General features: G+C 60.9%; 18 protein-coding genes and 3 pseudogenes. 10 read left to right on the forward strand and 11 right to left on the reverse strand.

Annotated elements, in window-relative coordinates; all coding sequences use genetic code 11:
* The first annotated feature begins 180 nt into the window (after positions 1 to 180).
* From RM96_RS40645 to RM96_RS31995, 9 genes are all read left to right on the forward strand, one after another.
* On the forward strand, positions 181 to 303 hold the full coding sequence (locus tag RM96_RS40645; RefSeq protein ID WP_274520257.1) for a hypothetical protein: 123 nt from the start codon (positions 181 to 183) through the stop codon (positions 301 to 303).
* A gap of 469 nt (positions 304 to 772) precedes the next feature.
* Positions 773 to 1,951 (forward strand): efflux RND transporter periplasmic adaptor subunit, encoded by a 1,179-nt coding sequence (locus RM96_RS31965; RefSeq protein WP_039015756.1) that lies wholly within the window; start codon positions 773 to 775, stop codon positions 1,949 to 1,951.
* A 2-nt stretch (positions 1,952 to 1,953) separates the two neighbouring features.
* A complete protein-coding gene (locus RM96_RS31970) occupies positions 1,954 to 3,948 on the forward strand; it encodes a MacB family efflux pump subunit (protein ID WP_039015757.1) in 1,995 nt (664 codons plus the stop codon).
* Positions 3,949 to 3,957: 9 nt separating this feature from the next.
* Positions 3,958 to 5,394: an efflux transporter outer membrane subunit gene (locus tag RM96_RS31975; protein WP_152624256.1), complete on the forward strand. Its 1,437-nt coding sequence runs from the start codon at positions 3,958 to 3,960 to the stop codon at positions 5,392 to 5,394.
* A 149-nt stretch (positions 5,395 to 5,543) separates the two neighbouring features.
* Positions 5,544 to 5,945: a hypothetical protein gene (locus tag RM96_RS40415; RefSeq protein WP_238587488.1), complete on the forward strand. Its 402-nt coding sequence runs from the start codon at positions 5,544 to 5,546 to the stop codon at positions 5,943 to 5,945.
* A 320-nt stretch (positions 5,946 to 6,265) separates the two neighbouring features.
* Positions 6,266 to 6,883, forward strand: coding sequence for a YdcF family protein (locus RM96_RS31985; protein ID WP_082016813.1), 618 nt, complete (start codon positions 6,266 to 6,268; stop codon positions 6,881 to 6,883).
* Between the two features lie 106 nt (positions 6,884 to 6,989).
* On the forward strand, positions 6,990 to 7,763 hold the full coding sequence (locus RM96_RS38165; protein WP_082016816.1) for a phytanoyl-CoA dioxygenase family protein: 774 nt from the start codon (positions 6,990 to 6,992) through the stop codon (positions 7,761 to 7,763).
* A gap of 6 nt (positions 7,764 to 7,769) precedes the next feature.
* A complete protein-coding gene (locus tag RM96_RS36635; protein ID WP_063926031.1) occupies positions 7,770 to 9,002 on the forward strand; it encodes a methyltransferase domain-containing protein in 1,233 nt (410 codons plus the stop codon).
* Positions 8,999 to 9,841 (forward strand): hypothetical protein, encoded by an 843-nt coding sequence (locus tag RM96_RS31995; RefSeq protein WP_052279871.1) that lies wholly within the window; start codon positions 8,999 to 9,001, stop codon positions 9,839 to 9,841. Before RM96_RS36635 ends, RM96_RS31995 begins: the two co-directional genes overlap by 4 nt.
* A 146-nt stretch (positions 9,842 to 9,987) precedes the next feature.
* Here RM96_RS31995 and RM96_RS32000 read toward each other — a convergent pair.
* The 8 genes and pseudogenes from RM96_RS32000 to RM96_RS32035 all read right to left on the reverse strand — a co-directional run.
* A pseudogene (locus RM96_RS32000) lies at positions 9,988 to 11,380 on the reverse strand (DUF3363 domain-containing protein); the annotation flags it as partial.
* Positions 11,381 to 11,537: 157 nt separating this feature from the next.
* Positions 11,538 to 12,116 carry a S26 family signal peptidase gene (locus tag RM96_RS32005; RefSeq protein ID WP_039015760.1) on the reverse strand — a complete coding sequence of 193 codons (579 nt, stop codon included), beginning with the start codon at positions 12,114 to 12,116 and terminating at the stop codon, positions 11,538 to 11,540.
* Positions 12,113 to 12,646 carry a DUF2840 domain-containing protein gene (locus RM96_RS32010; protein WP_039015761.1) on the reverse strand — a complete coding sequence of 178 codons (534 nt, stop codon included), beginning with the start codon at positions 12,644 to 12,646 and terminating at the stop codon, positions 12,113 to 12,115. The genes RM96_RS32005 and RM96_RS32010 overlap by 4 nt, the downstream gene beginning before the upstream one ends.
* Positions 12,643 to 12,894, reverse strand: a complete 252-nt coding sequence (locus RM96_RS32015; protein WP_039015762.1) for a hypothetical protein — start codon at positions 12,892 to 12,894, stop codon at positions 12,643 to 12,645. Before RM96_RS32015 ends, RM96_RS32010 begins: the two co-directional genes overlap by 4 nt.
* The gene (locus RM96_RS32020; protein ID WP_039015763.1) at positions 12,891 to 13,415 is read right to left on the reverse strand and encodes an AAA family ATPase; all 525 of its coding nucleotides are present in this window, start codon (positions 13,413 to 13,415) and stop codon (positions 12,891 to 12,893) included. Before RM96_RS32020 ends, RM96_RS32015 begins: the two co-directional genes overlap by 4 nt.
* A gap of 247 nt (positions 13,416 to 13,662) precedes the next feature.
* Complete coding sequence (locus tag RM96_RS32025; RefSeq protein WP_039015764.1) at positions 13,663 to 14,514, reverse strand: replication initiator protein A; 852 nt, start codon at positions 14,512 to 14,514, stop codon at positions 13,663 to 13,665.
* Positions 14,515 to 14,540: 26 nt separating this feature from the next.
* The gene (locus RM96_RS32030) at positions 14,541 to 14,822 is read right to left on the reverse strand and encodes a helix-turn-helix domain-containing protein (protein ID WP_039015765.1); all 282 of its coding nucleotides are present in this window, start codon (positions 14,820 to 14,822) and stop codon (positions 14,541 to 14,543) included.
* A gap of 125 nt (positions 14,823 to 14,947) precedes the next feature.
* Positions 14,948 to 15,700 carry a DUF7011 domain-containing protein gene (locus RM96_RS32035; protein ID WP_039015766.1) on the reverse strand — a complete coding sequence of 251 codons (753 nt, stop codon included), beginning with the start codon at positions 15,698 to 15,700 and terminating at the stop codon, positions 14,948 to 14,950.
* 483 nt (positions 15,701 to 16,183) lie between these two features.
* On the opposite strand from RM96_RS32035, the gene RM96_RS32040 reads away from it, so the two are divergent.
* The gene (locus RM96_RS32040; RefSeq protein WP_039015767.1) at positions 16,184 to 16,378 is read left to right on the forward strand and encodes a hypothetical protein; all 195 of its coding nucleotides are present in this window, start codon (positions 16,184 to 16,186) and stop codon (positions 16,376 to 16,378) included.
* A gap of 119 nt (positions 16,379 to 16,497) precedes the next feature.
* Here the strand turns inward: RM96_RS32040 and RM96_RS38175 are convergent.
* The 3 genes and pseudogenes from RM96_RS38175 to RM96_RS32050 form a co-directional block, all read right to left on the reverse strand.
* Positions 16,498 to 16,635 (reverse strand): annotated as a pseudogene (locus tag RM96_RS38175) (DUF3158 family protein); the annotation flags it as partial.
* A 210-nt stretch (positions 16,636 to 16,845) separates the two neighbouring features.
* A complete protein-coding gene (locus tag RM96_RS32045; RefSeq protein WP_039015768.1) occupies positions 16,846 to 17,538 on the reverse strand; it encodes a helix-turn-helix domain-containing protein in 693 nt (230 codons plus the stop codon).
* 15 nt (positions 17,539 to 17,553) lie between these two features.
* Positions 17,554 to 17,829: pseudogene (locus RM96_RS32050) on the reverse strand (MFS transporter); the annotation flags it as partial.

The following is a 17,829-nucleotide window of genomic DNA, read 5'->3' on the forward strand; positions in this document are numbered from 1 at the left end:
GACCTGCAAAGGCTTTAGGCTGATTGACTACATATCCCCTGAAACGGAGATTTGCGGATGCAAGTTTGCTCTCATATTTGGGTTGTCGGCATGCCCAAGGCGAGCTGAGCGAAGCCACGCTGTGACCGAAGATTCAGATTGTGAGCGCTAGCCTTGGAAATGCTCAATGGAGGAACTGCGATGAAAGTTGGAATCATCGGAGCTGGCCGTGCCGGAATCGCGCTCGCCGCCCTGCTGCTTGGAGGACTCAACACCTTTCGATCCGTAATTTTTGATGACATGAAAAATCCAGATCGAAATTGAAATCATTCAGGCAGAACAGGAATGAATATCTTCCGAACATGGAGGATCATTCCATCAATTCGTAGGCGGGCCAAAGTATCCCAAAGCAGAAATGACCCCAATTTGAAGAACTTGTGTTTCTCGCAACCGAACAGACAGCAGAATATGAAATCGAGAAAATCACCATGCGCCATCTTGGTCGCCGCATCCATTGGAGGCGGCCTCCTGTTGCCTCCAACAGCGCTAGCCTAAGGCGTTACGGGACCCAACGGTCGGTCAATCTTCAATGCTGTGACCCAATGGGCCGCGGAAGTTGGCTACGCGGTCATCTGGCAGCCACGGACCGCATGCGCCTGGCTTACGTCGTCGGGCGTCCCATCGGGCGACGCTGCAGATCCCCTTCCCATATCCACAAGGTGAGCAATCGTCTTGAGGACAATTGTCCCGATAGCGTTCATTGCTCAAAGATGGCCCTATACACGCCGCTTCGATGAAGATTCTCTCCCACCGCTGGCGCTACCCGGCCATTGGTTTCGTTGCCAGCGCCATGCTGGCCGCGCTAGCTTGGCATTGGTCTCCGAGCAAGGCTCCGCAGTACGTGACGACGCAAGTCGAGCGCAGGGACCTGGAGAGCGTCGTGCTCGCGACGGGGACGTTGCAGGCATGTAGCCAAGTCGACGTCGGCGCACAGGTCAGCGGGCAAATCAAGTCGATGAATGTCAAGCTTGGGGACAAGATCAAGAAGGGGCAATGGCTCGCTGAGATTGACCCTGTGGTCTTACAGAACGACTTGCGCGAGAAGTTGGCCAACGAGCAGGAGCTCGTCGCACAGAGACGCGCAACGGCCGCACGGCTCGGGGAGGCCGAACTCGCATTCCGTCGTCAGCAAGAGATGCTGCTGGACGATGCCACCTCGCGGCAAGCTTACGAAGCGGCACAGGCAAGACTCGACGAGCAGCGAGGAACTCTCGCCTCGCTCAACGCCAAGATCAAAGCGGCCCATTTTCAGGTCGAGATAGCGCGAGCCGAGCTTAGCTACACCCATATTGTTGCGCCGCAAGATGGTGAGGTCGTCGCTCTCGTCGCGCAAGAAGGACAAACCGTGAGCGCCAAACAGCAAGCGCCCGTCATTCTGAAGCTAGCCGATCTCGACACGATGACCGTGAAAGCGCAGATTTCGGAAGCGGACGTGGTTCGGGTGCGCCCTGGCCAGACCGTGTATTTCACCATCCTCGGAGACCCGGACAGGCGGTACTACGGCAAGTTGCGCGCGATCGAGCCCGCCCCCCCGAACTTCCACGACGCGCAGAGCCCGCCTGGGGCCACTAACAGCGGCGCCTCCAAGGCGAATTCCGCGGTGTTCTACAACGCTCTGTTCGAAGTCCCGAATCCCGGCCGTGACCTGCGCATCTCGATGACCGCACAAGTCAGCGTCCTGCTGGATGTCGCGCGCCAGGCGCTCAGCATTCCGGTCGCCGCGCTGGGCGAAAAAGCACCGAAGGGACGCTACATAGTTCGTGTACTTGGCCCGGATGACAAGGTTTTTACGCGCGAGATCCACACCGGCCTAAACAACAACGTAATGGTCGAGGTGCGCGAGGGGCTGGCTGAGGGCGAGCGCGTCGTGGTCGGTGAAGCGGCCGACATTTCCTCCGACTCGACCAGCTGACAATGACCCGTCCACTGCTCCAGCTTACCGACGTCACGCGTCGCTTTCCCGCGGGCGACCAGGAAGTGATCGCTCTCAAGAACGTCAATCTCTCAATCGGGGCAGGCGAGTTCGTCGCGATCATCGGTGCGTCGGGATCCGGCAAGTCGACGCTGATGAATATCCTGGGTTGCTTGGACCACCCGAGCGCTGGCAGTTATCGGGTGGGCGGTCGCGAAACTCGCGACCTCGACGAGGACGCGCTCGCGCAACTGCGGAGAGAGCGCTTCGGCTTCGTCTTCCAACGCTACCATCTCCTGTCGCACCTGAACTCCGTGGCGAACGTTGAACTGCCGGCCATCTACGCAGACGGCTTGGAGGCCGAAAGACGCACGCGCGCCCGGCAAATCCTCTCCCGCCTTGGGCTCGCGGACCGCGCCGAACACTGGCCGGGTCAGCTGTCTGGCGGCCAGCAGCAGCGCGTCTGCATCGCGCGCGCCTTGATGAATGGTGGCGAAGTGATACTCGCAGACGAGCCAACGGGTGCGCTCGACTCGAAAAGCGGCGAGAGCGTGATCCAGATCCTGCACGAGCTGAACGCAAACGGCCATACCATCATCATCGTCACGCATGACGAGCATATCGCAGCGCATGCATGCCGCATCATCGAGATCCGCGACGGCGTGATCGTCGCGGACCGACCAAACACGCCGGCGGTGCACCCGGCGGCGGCCTGTGCAACTGCACAAGCAAGAACACCGACCGGCCACACCGATCACGCCGCCCCGCATCAAGCCGGCGCGCAGCGCTGGTCGGCAAGTGTTATCCGCTTCGTCGAGGCGATGCGCATGGCATGGCTCGCGCTCGCATCGCATCGCCTGCGCACGATCCTGACGATGCTCGGCGTTACCATCGGCGTCATGTCGGTGGTGTCGTTGGTCGCCATCGGCGACGGCGCCAAGCGGCATCTGCTCGAGTTGTTTGGCAGCATCGGTACGAACACGATCAGCATCCATCCCGGACGCGACTGGGGCGACAGCCAAGCGGAAGCGATCCAGACACTCGTACCCGCCGACGTGGCCGCACTCGCCGAGCAGCACTACGTCGACAGCGCGACGCCAGAAATTTCGCACAGCCTGCTGCTACGCTACCGGAATATCGGCGTCAACGCGTTCGTGAGCGGCGTCGGTGAACAATATTTCCGAGTGCGTGGGATAAAGCTCGCCCAGGGTATCGGGTTCGGACGCGACGAACTGGGCCGCCAGGCGCAGGTGGCCGTGATCGATCAGAACACGCGGCGCAAGCTGTTCGGTTCGAATCCCAACGCGCTTGGCGCAGTCATCCTTCTCGACAGTGTGCCGTTCATTGTGATTGGCGTGACAACGGACTCGAAGCGGACATCCGGCGACACGAAGAACCTGAACCTGTGGGTTCCCTACTCCACCGCGAGTGCCCGGCTATTTGGCCAGCATCACCTTGATAGCATCACCTTGCGGATTCCCGACGGCCAATCCAGCAAGGCCGTCGAGAACAGCGTCGAAAGACTGATGACGCTGCGCCACGGCCGCAAGGACTTCTTTACGTACAACCAGGACAGTGTCGCCAAAGCGACCAAGAAGGCCAGCCAATCTATGGCGCTGTTCCTATTGCTGATCGGAGCGATCACGCTTGTCGTTGGCGGAATCGGGGTCATGAACATCATGCTCGTGTCGGTCACCGAGCGTACAGGTGAAATCGGTATCCGGATGGCGGTCGGCGCGCGGCAGAGCGACATCATGCTGCAGTTCCTTGTCGAGGCCGTGATGATGTGCCTGGTCGGCGGCATCATCGGGATCATGCTGTCATTTGGTACACGCTTCATTTTCTCGATGTTCGTCACCACATGGAGCATGGTCTTCTCGGTCGAATCGATCATCGTTGCATTCTTGTGTTCGACGTTGATCGGGATCCTGTTCGGCATCGTCCCCGCGCGCCACGCCGCACGGCTTAATCCGATCGATGCGCTCGCGCGAGAGTGAGGTGATACCGTGCTGACCCTACCCGCTACCGTACTCTACCGCCTGCTTGCGCTGTCATTCACAGCTGCGCTACTCGCCAGCTGTGCGAACCCGCGTAGTCGCCAACTGCTCGCCGTGGAGTTTCCCGCACCGGGGACTCGGTCCGCGGTAGCAAATGCGCCAACGCTTGCGGCCTCTTCAGCCGCCGCATCGGCCGCTGCGCAAGGTCCAACTGCGCCCGATTGGTGGCACGCCTTCCACGATCCTGCACTCGACCGGCTAATTGCTGACGCGCTAATCGTCAACAACGACCTCGCCAAGGCTGCGATTCGCGTCTATCGTGCGCAACTACAGGCAGGCATTGCCGCGACCGACCTAACGCCGAATGTAGCAGCCAACGGCAGCATCCGACCTAGACGCCAAGCCGAGCATCTGCGCGCTGTGAGCTCTCTCCACCTCTCACTGAACTACGAGCTCGACCTGTGGGGAAGCCTCGCTGCGCAACGCGATGCGGCGCGCTGGACAGCAGAAGCAACGCAAGCGGAGCGCGAGGGGATGCGCCTCAAGATCATCGGCGACACCGCGACGCTGTACTGGCAAATCGGGTACCGAAACGACCAACTCGCGTTCAACAACGCAAACATTGCTGACGCTGAACGCACGCTTGTGCTGGTGCGCGCGCGGCACGCAGCGGGCGCGGTGTCGCGCATCGATGTCTTGAAGGCCGAACAAACGCTGATATCTCTGCGTGCTGCGCACACGGAGACTATCCAACAGCGAACTGAGGACAGAAATGCGTTGTCGATCCTATTCAATCGACCACCCGATGTGCTGACGGCCGAACCAAAGACCTTACCCGTTCTGCCACTACCAGTGGTCCCGGCGTACATGCCGGCCGACATGCTCAGTCGGCGGCCGGATGTCCGCGAGGCCGAATCCCGGCTGCGTGCTTCACTGGCGAATATCGACCAGAAGCGTACCAGCTTTTACCCTACTTTCACATTGACAGGTTCCACGGGCGGGTCAAACATAAGCCTCACGCGCCTATTATCGAACCCGCTTGCATCCATCGGACTCGAAATCGCGTTGCCTTTTCTCCAATGGAACAAGATGCAACTGGAAATCAAGGTCTCGAAAACGGAGTACGAGGAAGCCGTCATCAAGTTCAGAGAGACGTTGTATGGTGCGCTCGTCGAGGTCGATAACGCGTTGGCGAAGCGTGAGCAGCTCGAACGCCAAGCTGAAGAACTCACACAGTCGCTAGCCCTGGCACGGCATGCGGAAGCGCTCGCACGAGCTCGCTATCTATCTGGATTCACCGATCTGCAGCCGTGGCTCGATCAGAAAAGGCAGCTGCGCGATGCACTGAACGCCGATGCGACAAACCGGCTGGCGCAACTCGAAAACCGAATGACGCTCTACCAATCGCTGGGTGGCGGCGACTCCCAAGACGGGCCACAAGGCTGAAGCCGAGCATCGATTGCGAGGTTCGGCATTGCTGCCTCCTCCTAGGCAGCGATGCGTGCTCACTACAGCGCTCACAAATTTCCGTGCGGATGGAACGATTCTGCAATCGACCACGCTTGAAACGCACCCCATCACAAGAACAGCACAAGATGAAATTCGCTCAAACTCACCGCCCATTCCTAGCTGCCGCGTCTTTGACGGGTCTTATGTTGGCGCCGGCCATAGCATTTGCCTTCAGTGTCACTGGCGCAAACGGTCGTTCAACATTCAACGCGGTCAAGCAGTGGGCGGCCGACGTCGGCTACAGCGTCATGTGGGAGCCGCGAACCGCTGGCGGCATCGTGGATTTCGCCGCGCCCCAACGCGACGTGCACGAAGACTTCCATGACGCAGTCGAGGCACTGGTCAGCGGCGAAGCGTATGGGCGAGCCAACGAGTATTGCATCCCGCCGTCCGTCTACCAGGCCCAAGCAGTCATCGATGACCAACTGCGCATGGTCTACGTGTTCGGGCGTCCCACTGGAAAGCGCTGCGTGTTTCCATATCCATAGCTTCATCGGAGAGCGAACGCATCGCACCCAGAAGGAATCACTTCCACATGCCGATCGATTGCAGGACGACCCAAGACGTTTCGATCCGTGAACTTTAATCCCATGAAAAGCCTAGATCGATATTGAAACTATTCAGACCGAAAGGACATAGATGTCTGCGGCTCGAACGTCTACCATTTCGTGAAATTGTAAGACTCACCAGACCGCTCGGATCTTGGCTGCCCATGCAATTGGCAGGTCGCATTTTTCTGATGCGGCGTGTATCGGTGTTTCTCCCACTTAGAAGTGGCCGATGTTGAACAAGGATGAAGTAGTCCAAGATGATTCCTACCGAAAATCGCAGTCCTGTGCACGCCGAGAATGAATTCAGCAGGCGCATCGATCTAATGGATTACATATCCCCTGAAACTGAGATTTGCAGATCCCAGTTTGCGCTCATGTTTGGTAGTCGGCACGCCCAGCACGAGATGATCGACGCCGCACTCGCTCTCTTTCGTGCTGGATACTACGAAACCCTCGTCATAGCTGGGGGAATGACACGAGGCAGCAAAATCAGCGGGGCAACCGAAATCGCCGATAAGTTGGTCTCCTCAGGCTTGAGTTGGGCGAGCATTGTGCTGGAAGAAGAATCATCCAACACCGGTGAGAACATTCGAAATACACGCCACATGATGAATCATTTCGGCCTTCATGAACTGTTGCTGATCGGACAGATATACGCCAAGCGCCGGTATGTCATGACGATCAAAAGGCAATGGCCTGAAATCGAACGTGTTTCTTGTGCGACAGTCAACTATTTCGGCGTCGACCGTCTTCAATGGTGGAAGTCACTCACCCTGAGGTCCCACATTCTCGGAGAGAGGAGAAAGATCAAGGAATATCTCCAGCGTGGCTATCTCTTGGAAGTCGAAGTCATTGACCGTCAGTTCAGATTGTGAAAACCAGCGTCTACTACAAAGTGCATGTTTCCGAATCCATAGATCCAGTCCGCGTGTACGTGTACCGGAACGTATAACGCCCAAATTGAACGTTAGAGTGACGAAGATGAACCTTGAAAAAGTTTACGAATTTGATCTCAACGGGTATCTCATCATTCCTGCGGCAATCGCACGCCCCCACCTTCTGAGCCTGCAGGAGTATTGGTCAAAACATCTCACTACTCACTTTCTGCACGACATTAACTTCGATTGGGGTGAAGAATGGCGCGCCCTGATTGATCTTGATCCCATCTATCGCTTCCTGGAGATCATTTATCGGTCAAGATTTCGGCTCGATCATATGTTCTGTGCCGACGAGCGGTTCGTCAGTAGTGGTGGCAATTTGCACCATGAGGCCGATATGTTCGATGAGGGTATATATTACTGGGTACGGAACCATCGTATTCACAGCGGTCTTGTCGCGGTCCAGTATGCCATTTCAGATGTGAGCAATACCGAAAATCACTTCTGCTGTATTCCAGGTTCGCATCGCGCCAACTTTCCGGTTCCGGACCGATACCGGATCGTCGTAAACAATCCCCTGTTGCAACATGTCTACCTGCAGGCAGGGGATGCCTTGGTCTTCTCGGAGGTGCTTGTCCACGGAACCTGCAAGGTGGCAGACTCCGGGCAACGACGCTCGGTGTTTTCACGTTACACGAACAACCATTCCTATTTCAGGAAGCCTCCTTCACATCAGAATATTACGGCGCTACCGGCCACGCCAAACCATTCGGCCTTAGGCATCCAGTCTTTCTCCGCGGATCCCCTGACACCACGGCAGCGCCAGTTGGCAACTGTACCTGCCTACGCAAGAAACCACCCACCCATACGGAGCTAGACAGCAATGGAACCTGTTAGCGTAAAGGCCATTATGTTTGGACCTCGAGGCATTCTGTTCGTCAAGAATCCGCGGGATGATTTGGAGTTGCCCGGGGGCAGACCTGAAGCTGGCGAAGGGTTGGAGGCAGCGCTGGTACGCGAGGTCAGCGAAGAGTGCGGACTGGATATCACCACGACGAGTTATCTCGGCAGCAGATCCTGCGAGATTATTCCGGGCAGACGTGTGTTGCTTGTGTTCTTTCTGTGCGAGTTCACCGGACAAGGCCTGACTTTGAGTGAAGAACATTCGGCCTATGAATGGATAGACGTCGCCACAGAGAAACCGGAGAATCTTCCCTCTTTTTACTGGGAATTCTGCCAGAACTTGGACTGCGTTCGCGTGAGGCGTTTACATGCCGCGGCGGACATATCGCAACAAACTGCAGCGACGTACCCCTTGCAGACCGGTGAATCAGATCGACAACGTCTTCAGATCATGTCGTCGATCTACGATCCAGCTACGAAGGACTTCTTGCGTCGATATCTGCCAACAGAGGGACGCATCTTAGAAGTCGGCTCCGGCCACGGCCAGATAGCATGCTGGATGGCCACCGGTAGTCCGCGGTCAACGGTAATGGGGCTCGATATCTGTCCGAACCAGATCGATTTGGCCACGTCTGCCGCGCAGCAACTGGGGTTGACCAACCTCACATTTCGCGTCGGGGATGCAATCCGGTTCCCTGATGCACTTCGGTCGGAAGGTGCGTTTGATCTCATCACTTGCCGATTCACCCTGTTGCATATCAATGAGCGCACCGAGGCCATCCAGGCGCTCCTCACCCAGCTCAGCCCGTCGGGAACGCTTGTCATGGAGGAACCATCACTGGCGAGCCTGTTCTCAGTGCCGGCAGTCGCGGGATTCGAACAGGCCAATGCACTCATGATGGCCTACGGCTGGATAAATGGCATCGATTACGACTGCGTCGAGGACATTTGGTCCATCGTTACCGGGCTGGATGTCAACGTCAAGGAAGCGCGGTTCAGTCAACCTACGGTCTGGAGGAAAGAACACAAGGAAGTTGTCTACCTGTCTTTCCAGCAGTTCCGCCCTCAGCTCATCAAGCGAGGGCTGATTGACGACGAACGTGCCGAGACTATTGCTCAATCGCTCGCCAGAGAATTCATGGATGACACCGTAATCTCCGGAGGGTTGCGCACGCTGCAGATTGCCATTTCTCCACGCGGAGAAAGACCATGATGCAGGCGACGGTCTCACAAGTGTCCCAAGGCATCTACGAGTACATTCCGACGGAGGACGTCGTGGGATATCTCCTGCGCGAGCGCTCCATGCTAGCTTGGGCGATTGATGGTGCCTCCTCCCTGACAGCTGCGCCGTTTATGACCTACGAAGACATCACTGACGCCGGATGGTTCGCCCGACGGCTCGGCCAGCTGCTGGAGAAACAGTTTCAAGACGTTCCCTTCAGCAAGGCCCAGTTGCACCACGGTCTCCAGATCCTCCGAGCTGAATATCGCCACGACGGAGGCGATGCCCAGCCGATATGGGCCTGGCCTGTGGCTGCCGCGACGGTCGTGGAGATTGATCGAACGACTGAACAGGCGCACATATCCATCTATCGATATGCAGATTGCTTCGTGGAAGTCTTCCAAGGCACCCCGCCTAGCGTGAATCACTCCGCTAGGCCTGCGCAGTTGCCATCGATCTATGATGTCTGGAAGCCGTACTCCGGATTCCAGGGGCATAAGCTGGTCGACCTACGGCAACGCCGTATGCAACAGCAGAAGGGCGAGTGCAGCACCGCCCTTACCCTGAACCCTGCCAGTGCGATGAACGCTGTCGAGGAGCAGCGAGGCATCGCGACGCCAGCCCATATCGTTCTGGGCAGCGACGGTCTATCCCGTGTTTGGGATACCTACCAATTGATGACCAACGAGCAAGCAATGGACCTGATCGTACAGCAAGGACTACCATCGCTGTTGCAGGTGCTCAGGTACTTCGAAGCAATAGCCCTTACCGGGAGCGCTGACCTCAAGAGACGGGATGATGCCAGCGGGATCCACATCTTTCTGGCGTAGCACGCTCGGGTCATGATTGCCGCTATTCTTGCGTAAAAGCGATTCATCATTTGAGGCATACCCAAAGAAGCAACGAACATTGTTGGAGTTCCCGTTCCCTTGGGGCGGCGTCTGACAATCCTTCTTTCCGGAGGATCAAGCCACTATTAGATCCCAGGGCCACGCTGTCGACCAGTCTCCCATGAAACGTGGCCACCACGCACTGTCGCGGCGAGCTGTTGTCCCAGCCGCTGTTCGATCACCGGCTTCCACGGCACCAGACTGAATCCCATGCCGTCGTCCAGCATCGCGTAACGCCCGCTGGCCAGCATGACACCGCGCCGGTAGATGCCGGTCACGCGCTGGCCGTCAGCCCCGGGCCGATGCTTGAGACCGGTTTCTGCGGCGATGTCCTGCGCCGCTTGCGCGAGCTCTCGCCCGCGTAGCGTCGTGAGCAAATCCCGCGCCAGGACAACATGCTGCCCTCTGCGCTCCGCCAGTCCCCATTCTGCGAGAAGGTTGGCGCGCTGCTGTAGCGCGTCCTTGACGGCGCCGCCAAAGCCCAAGTCGCCCAGACCCTTACCCCCACCAATCAGTTGCTGGTCCAGCCACGTCGCGCCGATGACCCGAGCCTGCCGCTCGATGGGCAGGCGCGATTTCAAGTGGACCGCCACGACGCCGCCCAGGCGCTGTAGGTCGTACTGGCGGCCGCGTTCGGGCAGGTCGTCAGGTACGCGCCAGACGCCCTCGGCGATACGTTTTACGATGCCAGCTCGGCGCAGGGCTTCGAGCCGGCGCACGTGTGCGGCAACCAGTTCGCGCCGGTCGCGCTCCCGCGTAGCGTGCCCCTGGGCGACTGCAAGGTGATGGTCGGTGCGATACACGCCTTCGACGGCCAGCGCCGTGATGTTGCGGTCGGCCGCGCGCGTTTCGGGCGAGCCTTTCACTTCCACGATGGCGCCGGTCGGGTACTGCTCCAGGTTCGATCGCGGCGGCAACGCGACGTAGTGGGCCTTGCCGTCGATTCCGTCGATCACCAGGTAGCCCTTGTCGTACAACTCATCGGCCAGCCCCTTGCCGACCACCCGGCCGACAATGGCGCGCTTGTCCTCGCCGGGCTGGAAGACGACAAGTTCGCGTTCCTGGCCGCTCATGGCTCGCTGCATGGTACGGATGATGTCGCCGCGCTCACCCATCGCACGCAGGATCGGCTCGGCGTCGGCATGGATCGCCCACACGCCAGGCTGCCGTTCGGTCGTCAAGCCCATGCGTTGCAAGCGTTGCAGGCGCCCTATCAATAGTTGCCTCTGCCGTTGCAGCCGGGGTTCGGCAAAGCGTTCGACATGCACCAGACCGTCGTCGGCCGCTTCGCGCTGCAAGGTGCGATCCAGCCCCGCCCACCGTTCCTGATCAACTTCGCGCTGCGTGACGCGCTGGATCTCCAGCTCGGTGCTGGGGGCCCAGCCACTCGGTCGCCAGTTCCGAGGCTCGCCGGCGCACTCCCTCGGCGATGTAGTCGCGGGCGATGATGAGATCCCTTCGAGTATCGCTGCAGCCACGGCCACAGGCCGACCGCGTTCAAGGCAAGACGCCTGCACATATGAGCGCAGCGCCGAAGGCGGCGCGAGTGCGTCCGCGCTGCAGGTGCCACGACGCGGGGACGCCCGGGCGAACGACAGGCCGGATCGCACGACGAAGCGCAGCGAGTGGGCGGCCATCATCGACCTATCGCCGGCCAAACCAGATGCGCGACGCCAATCACGGCGGATGCGGCAATCGGCCCGAAATACCGGCTGTCAAATGACGCCGGATCTGTCGTGCTCAACAAGAACAACTCGCCTGAAACCAGGCGCCGGCACTGCTGCCAGGATGGCAGCGGCCGGCCCCTGCGGTCAGCAACCAGCGCGGCGGCCACCGGCACGCCGTCGATGTGCACGCTGCGCCCGACAATGCAAACTTGCTGCGGCGCCACCGCACCCACGCGCTTGAGCAGGGGAACGTCCGCCGGCAGGTAGCCGCGCTGCGCGGCCAGTGCAGCCGCCTCGACCGGCAACCGGATCAGCATGATGTTGCCCACATGCAGGGGCAAGTCGGCCCGATTGTCCGTCGGGTCGACGCGATACCAGCCAACCGGCATGCTGTCGGACGGGTTGTACGTCAGGCGCGGTAGCGGAGACACGAAAGCTGCCCAGGCGAGCGCAGTGAGGCCGAGAGTAGACAAGCCCGCCAGCACGATACGGGGGCGCAGGCGCGAGCCAGGATCCGGCGCGGAGCCGGTAGTCGCAGCAGCCATCATGACAGCGACCTCCCAGCCAGCCAGGCGGCGTGCCGCTCGGCGGTATACCCCGGTAGCGGCAGGCGCGCGCTGAGCCGATTGCCCAGCGTGCGCCAGTACGCGGGTGACACGGCGACCGGGGCAATGCCCAGCGCCTCGATGGCGTCGATTCGTTCCAGCACGGCGCGCACGGCCGGTTCTCCCTCGGCGTGCAGCAGCAATCGCGCCCCGGGCAGCACACCCGGGATGCGCTGCGCCGCGTCCAGAGACGTGCAGGTCTGTATCACCATGAGCTGCCAGCGCACCGTACCGTAATCGTTTGCTTGCCAACGGATACGGCAGAACACCGCGCCCGGCAGGAACACTGCGACACGACGCGAGCGGTCGTGTCGGATGGTATGCGCCGGCTGCCCGAAGCGCAGGTAGATGTCGATGCGCTGCTCAATGTAGGCGAGCGAGACGCGAGTCAGCGGCGCGGAGCCGTCAAGGCCGGCGAGCACCGCAAGTGCAGGCGGGGGCGTAGCTGCGGCCGCCGAAGGTTGCGCGTTCATTGGCGTGACTCCGCGAATTCGCGTTCCAGCAGCGCGCGCAGCAGTTCGGCGACGGTCACGCCTTGCGTGAACGCCGACACTTTGATGCGTGCGCGCATCGCCGGTGTGATATCGAGTGCCAGGCGTGCGGTGTACAGGTCGCCCTTCTTGAGGCCGTCTGCGTCGCCCTGGCGAACCCACGCCTGAGCGTGCGGGTTCGCCGGCGGACGCGCGCCGATAGCGATACGTTTGCCACGGGTGATCGTCATGCCGGCCGCCGCAGCAGTTCATCGACCGGCGCCGTGATTTCGTGCGCGGCGGCACTGTCGGGCGCCGTTTCGCCGGCGAGCCGTCCCGCAGCCACACTGTCAGCGAACACGATGCGCTGACGCACTTCCGAGCGCAGCGCCGGTAGCGGTTGTTCGGCCAATGCATGGCGGGCTTCGCGGCCGATGACCGTGTTACTGACGCGGCGGTTGATGATGAAGTCAGCGCGTAGTGCCGGCCGAAAGACTTGCGCCTCACGGATCAGCGCGATCATCTCGGCAGACGCCCACAAGTCGTAGGGGCTGGGCTGCACCGGAACCAGGACGCGCTCGGCGGCCAACAGTGTCGAGCGCGCCAAGGCGGCGATGCGTGGCGGGCCGTCGATGACGACGTGGTCGCAGTGTCGCGCCAAGTCCGGTGCTTCCTGGTGCAGCGTTTCGCGTAGCGCGAACTCGCCAGCGATATGCGTGGCGAGCGTGGTCTTGCCCACGCCACCCTTCTGGTTGAGTAAGGCAACGATCATGACACCGCCTCCCGGACTGAAACACCGGCCTTCGCTGCCATTGCGAAGCGGTGCTTCCCGTGCCGTTCGACGGTTATCCCTCGGTGCGGCGCACTCCTACTACTAGTTAGTCTTTTTAAGTTAGATAAGTTAACGGGGCCGAAAACCCGCGCCGTTATTGGCTTTGCGGGTGTTTCGTACTCCTGATAGCACGATAGGCGTACTCCTGATAGCACGATACCCCTTACTCCTGATAGCACGAGCCTGTTCACAAGTTGTCCCCGAGTTGTCCCCGTGCCGCGGACGGCACGGGCCTGAAGGTCAGCACTTCGGTGGCATCGCCCGGCACCCGTTCGATGTCGAGGACGTAGCCGGGCAAGGGTTGCCGCGCCACCAGTGCGCGCAGGTCGTAGGCGAAATCCGAGAAGCGCGTGGCGCTGCCCGATTTCCGGTACAGGTGCCGGAAGTCGAATCGCCAGCCATCCGGCTGCTTGCCGCCGTGCTTGCGCACGAGGCGGTACAACCACCGCTCAATGCCGCCGGTGAGCCGGAAGTACGCCGGATCGATGGTCAGCGCCAGGGCAGCGTCGACCACGCCGGCATAGAACCAGTCCGGCAGGATCAGCTCGATGCCCAGCGGCGTGCCGCGGGCATCGGCCAGCTCCTTCCACTCGTTGATCCACGAGAAGCGATGCAGGCGCCGCCCGCTCGTCTCTCGGATCGAGGTTGCCACGGTGGTCGATTGCAGCCGGTCGAGCGCGGCCTTGAGGCGCTGGTAGTCGCGCAGCGACACCCCGCGTCCTGCGAATCGAAGGATTTCGTATGGCGTGGCGTGCATCAGCCGCGATGGGCGCAGCCCCGCGTCGCGCGCTTCCACGATCTGGCTGGCGGCCCAGATCAAAATATCCGCGTCCCAGATCGTGGCGATGCCATGTTCCTGCGTGCCTTCCACGCGGATGATGACGTTCCCGCTGCGAAAATCAATCGGCGCAGTGCGCCGCGACTTCGCTAGCGAAAAGAACGGGTACGCCATCAAGTCCTGGGCATCGCGCGGCGCCATGTCGCCCGGCAAGGCGCGAAAGAGCTTGAGTTGCTCCCGCTCCCCTGATCGACTTGACATGGCAATGGCCACCGGCGGCCCAGCGATCAGCGCGCACGGCTGTCCGCCGCATGACGTTCGGCGTATTCGGGATCGGAGGTGGCCTCATAGCTGCGCTGGTCGGCCCAAGTGTCGAGGTCGGCCACGGCGTACATGACGCGCCGGCCGAACTTGCGGAACTTCGGCCCGCCGCCGATCACGCCTTGCTTCTCGAGCGTACGCGGCGACAACCGCAGGAAGTCGGCGGCTTCGTCGTTGGTCAGGTAACGTTGGGGTTGTGGCGTCGTAGCGACGGCAGCGGCTGCAGGCCGCAAGGGAGCGGGACGCATCGGATGATCCTCCATCGATCAAGATCGTCGGCCGCACAACGCGACCGGATGGAGACCAGTCTGAAGAAAGGAATGCTGAGCGCGGAGGGTCGTCTTGCAGCGAAGGCAAAACGACCCTACCGGGATCACTCGAGTTGCGCCAGATGGCGATAGCCGCCGTGCATCAGTGATCGGCCGCGGCGTACCAGGCGGCGCACGCGCGAGCGCAGGCCGCCGTCGGCATGCCAGCCACTTGCCACAGCATCAGCACCGAACAGCCCCTCCCCGACCTCGCGCAGGGACGCACCTGCCTGAATCGCATCGAGCGCTTGCAAGGTGTGCAATTCCAGCAATGTGGCGGGTGCCGGCCGGAACCGGACCGCCACCGTGGGAGAAACTTCGGCAACCTCCGCCAACTTGTCCCACTCGGCCCCGAGCGTGCGGTAGCGCGCGCTCGCGGCGCTGGCGCGGACGGCATAGACATAGGCCATGCCATCCTCCAGCCCGGACGCCAACGCCAACCGTACGCAGTCGCCGGGCCAGCGAGCCATCAGTATCAGGCGTTTGCCGTCATGAACCAGGTATTTCTGGCCGGGAATGCGCCAAAACTCGAAAGCGCTGGCATTAGGCGGTGGGTCGGCATCCGGGTAGAGTTGGAGCACCGTGTCATGGTCAGGGAACCAGGCCGGATGCGCATCGCGCGCATCCAAAGACGGGTCTTCCCACAGGCGAAGGCCCCAGCGGTGCGCCGCCTGCGGCCGGCGCCGACGACGCAGCCAGTCGCGCCGGTAGTCGGGATGGCGGCGCAGGTATTCCCAAGCCAATGCGGGCCCGTCCAGGTGTAGAGCGTAGAGATACGCTGCGGTCGGAAGCCAAGAATCGGCACTTCGATCGGCCATGACGCAACCTTCTGTCGAACAGGAACGTCGCGATGGACATCGGGCGCAAGAAAAGGCATCACAAGGTCATTGACTCCAAAGCCTTGCGCAGATCGTCCGAGTGCGACCGCCGCGCAGCTCGGAAATCGTGCGCGACACAGCAAACCATGCCGCAAGCTGCGCAGGGCATCATGTCTCTTTAGGTCAAGGCCACATCGTCTTGGCGCAAGAATCTCGATCTAGACCGCTTGCGTCTTGCTTCAGACCGAAATAGCCACAATGTGCCGCAATGGCTTGTGTCTGGATGGCCCGCCGTACTGACGGCCATGAGTTGGGGCGATGAGTCAAGATCAGTCTTCGATCGAACCATCAAGGTGCGCAGCGCGCGTCTCCCTTCTTCATCATGTGCCATGCCTAGGGCGATTCGGCGGGCCGACTGAGAACGGTGCTGGCGAGCGTGGATCTTGACCCTTCAAACTACAGACGGATATCTAGCGCAAACGGATGCCGCCGCAACTTCGGCGGCCCGTCGCCCGTCAGGCGCAGCCACGCGGGCAGTCCGGGCGCATCGGCGGGCAGGACGTGGCATTACACGCGCCGGTGCAGCTTGCCGATGGTATCGACGATGTGTGGCAGGCAGTTCGCGTCAAAGCGGGCGAAAAGGTCATGGTATGGGTGGTCAAGGTGGGGGCGTCCTGACGTGGCGGGAGGGGGCGATGGCACGCATTGCCTGCGCCATCGTGCCAGCCACTATACGCCAGCCGGCGTCAGGCCGGCCGGTACACCCAGAAGCCAGTTGCGTGGCTCCAGATCGCCCTAGTAGCACTGGTGACCCAGCACTCCATATTCCCCTTACCTTTAAAAGGTTGTAAAAGGCCTTTTAGGTAGCCTGCATGTTCCAGCCGTTGGAAGCCCGCCTGTTCCAGCGCCGTGAAGCGCGTCGACAGAGCGGGCATAGAAGGCCGGGTGTGCCAGCTATCCCCTGGGGATAGCACGGCAGTGTTCGGCGAGTTCATGCGGCTGCGGGCGCTGTACCTCTCGTGCTCTATACCAAACGACCGGTTTGGCAGTGCGCATCCCCCTTCTTCATCATGTGCCCTGCCTAGGGCGATTCGCACGGTTGGGCTTAGAGCGGCGCTGGCAAGCGTGAATCTTCGCCCTTCAGGCTACAGACGGATATCAACGGAAGTTGGCGTGGCGAACAGCTTGGGTTCCTTGCCGAGCGGAAACCCGATCACGTAGAGGACGTTAGCTGGCATTGGCCTGTCCGGATCCGAGCCCCCCTTCAGCAGCACGTTGCGCTCGGCATAGCGTAGCGAAACGCCAAGGGTCTTGAGCACATCGATGTTGGCTTGCATCGTGTCAGCCGCCTCGCGCTTCTGCGCTTCGGTGTAGGCGTTCAGGCCATCCCGGTAGTCGCGGAAATATTCCATCAGCGCGGCGAAGCATTTATCCGCTTCGCGGCCCATCTCGAAGGCCAGCTGCGACATGTCCATCGTGCTGGTCTGCGCCAGCTCGGCCAACTGCTTACCCGTAGTCAGCGGAATCGCCGCGAAGGTGGCGTGTTCGAGGTCGAACTGTTCCTGCGCAGCCTTGAGTTCGTCTTCCGGTGGAATCGCGAATGGCTTGTTGAGCGCGTCGATGTCCAGGAAATCGAACGCGCTGGCCAGCGCCCGGCAGGTGTCGGGGTCGGCCGGCCAGCCTAGCTCGACGCGCTGAACGGTTCGCACGTTGAGCCCGGCGATCACGGCCAACTGCTCCTGAGTCCATTGCCGGGCGTCGCGGAACACCTTGATGCAGACAGCCAGCTCGGCGGGGGTCAGCAGGCGTACTGGTGGCGTGTTTTCCGTCGCATTCATTGCGTTGTTCCTTCGTTATCGACCGACGTGGCCAGCCGTGCTGGCCACGTCATTGCGCATGGCATGCCCGCACCTGGCGAGCGGCCAGAACGCAAGCAAAAGCCCGACAGCGGCCAGCACTGCCACATAGTGAGCAGCCGCCATGGTGTCGTGCTGCAGCCACAGCGTGAGAATCATCGGCGTGAGGCCGCCGAAGACTGCGTAAGACATGTTGTAGGCAAACGAGAGACCGGTGAACCGCACCGGTGCCGGAAAGGCGCGCACGCCGGCAATCGGCACGGTGGCGATGGT

Origin of the sequence: Cupriavidus sp. IDO (genome assembly GCF_000812465.1) — a bacterium.
Taxonomy (GTDB): Bacteria; Pseudomonadota; Gammaproteobacteria; order Burkholderiales; family Burkholderiaceae; genus Cupriavidus.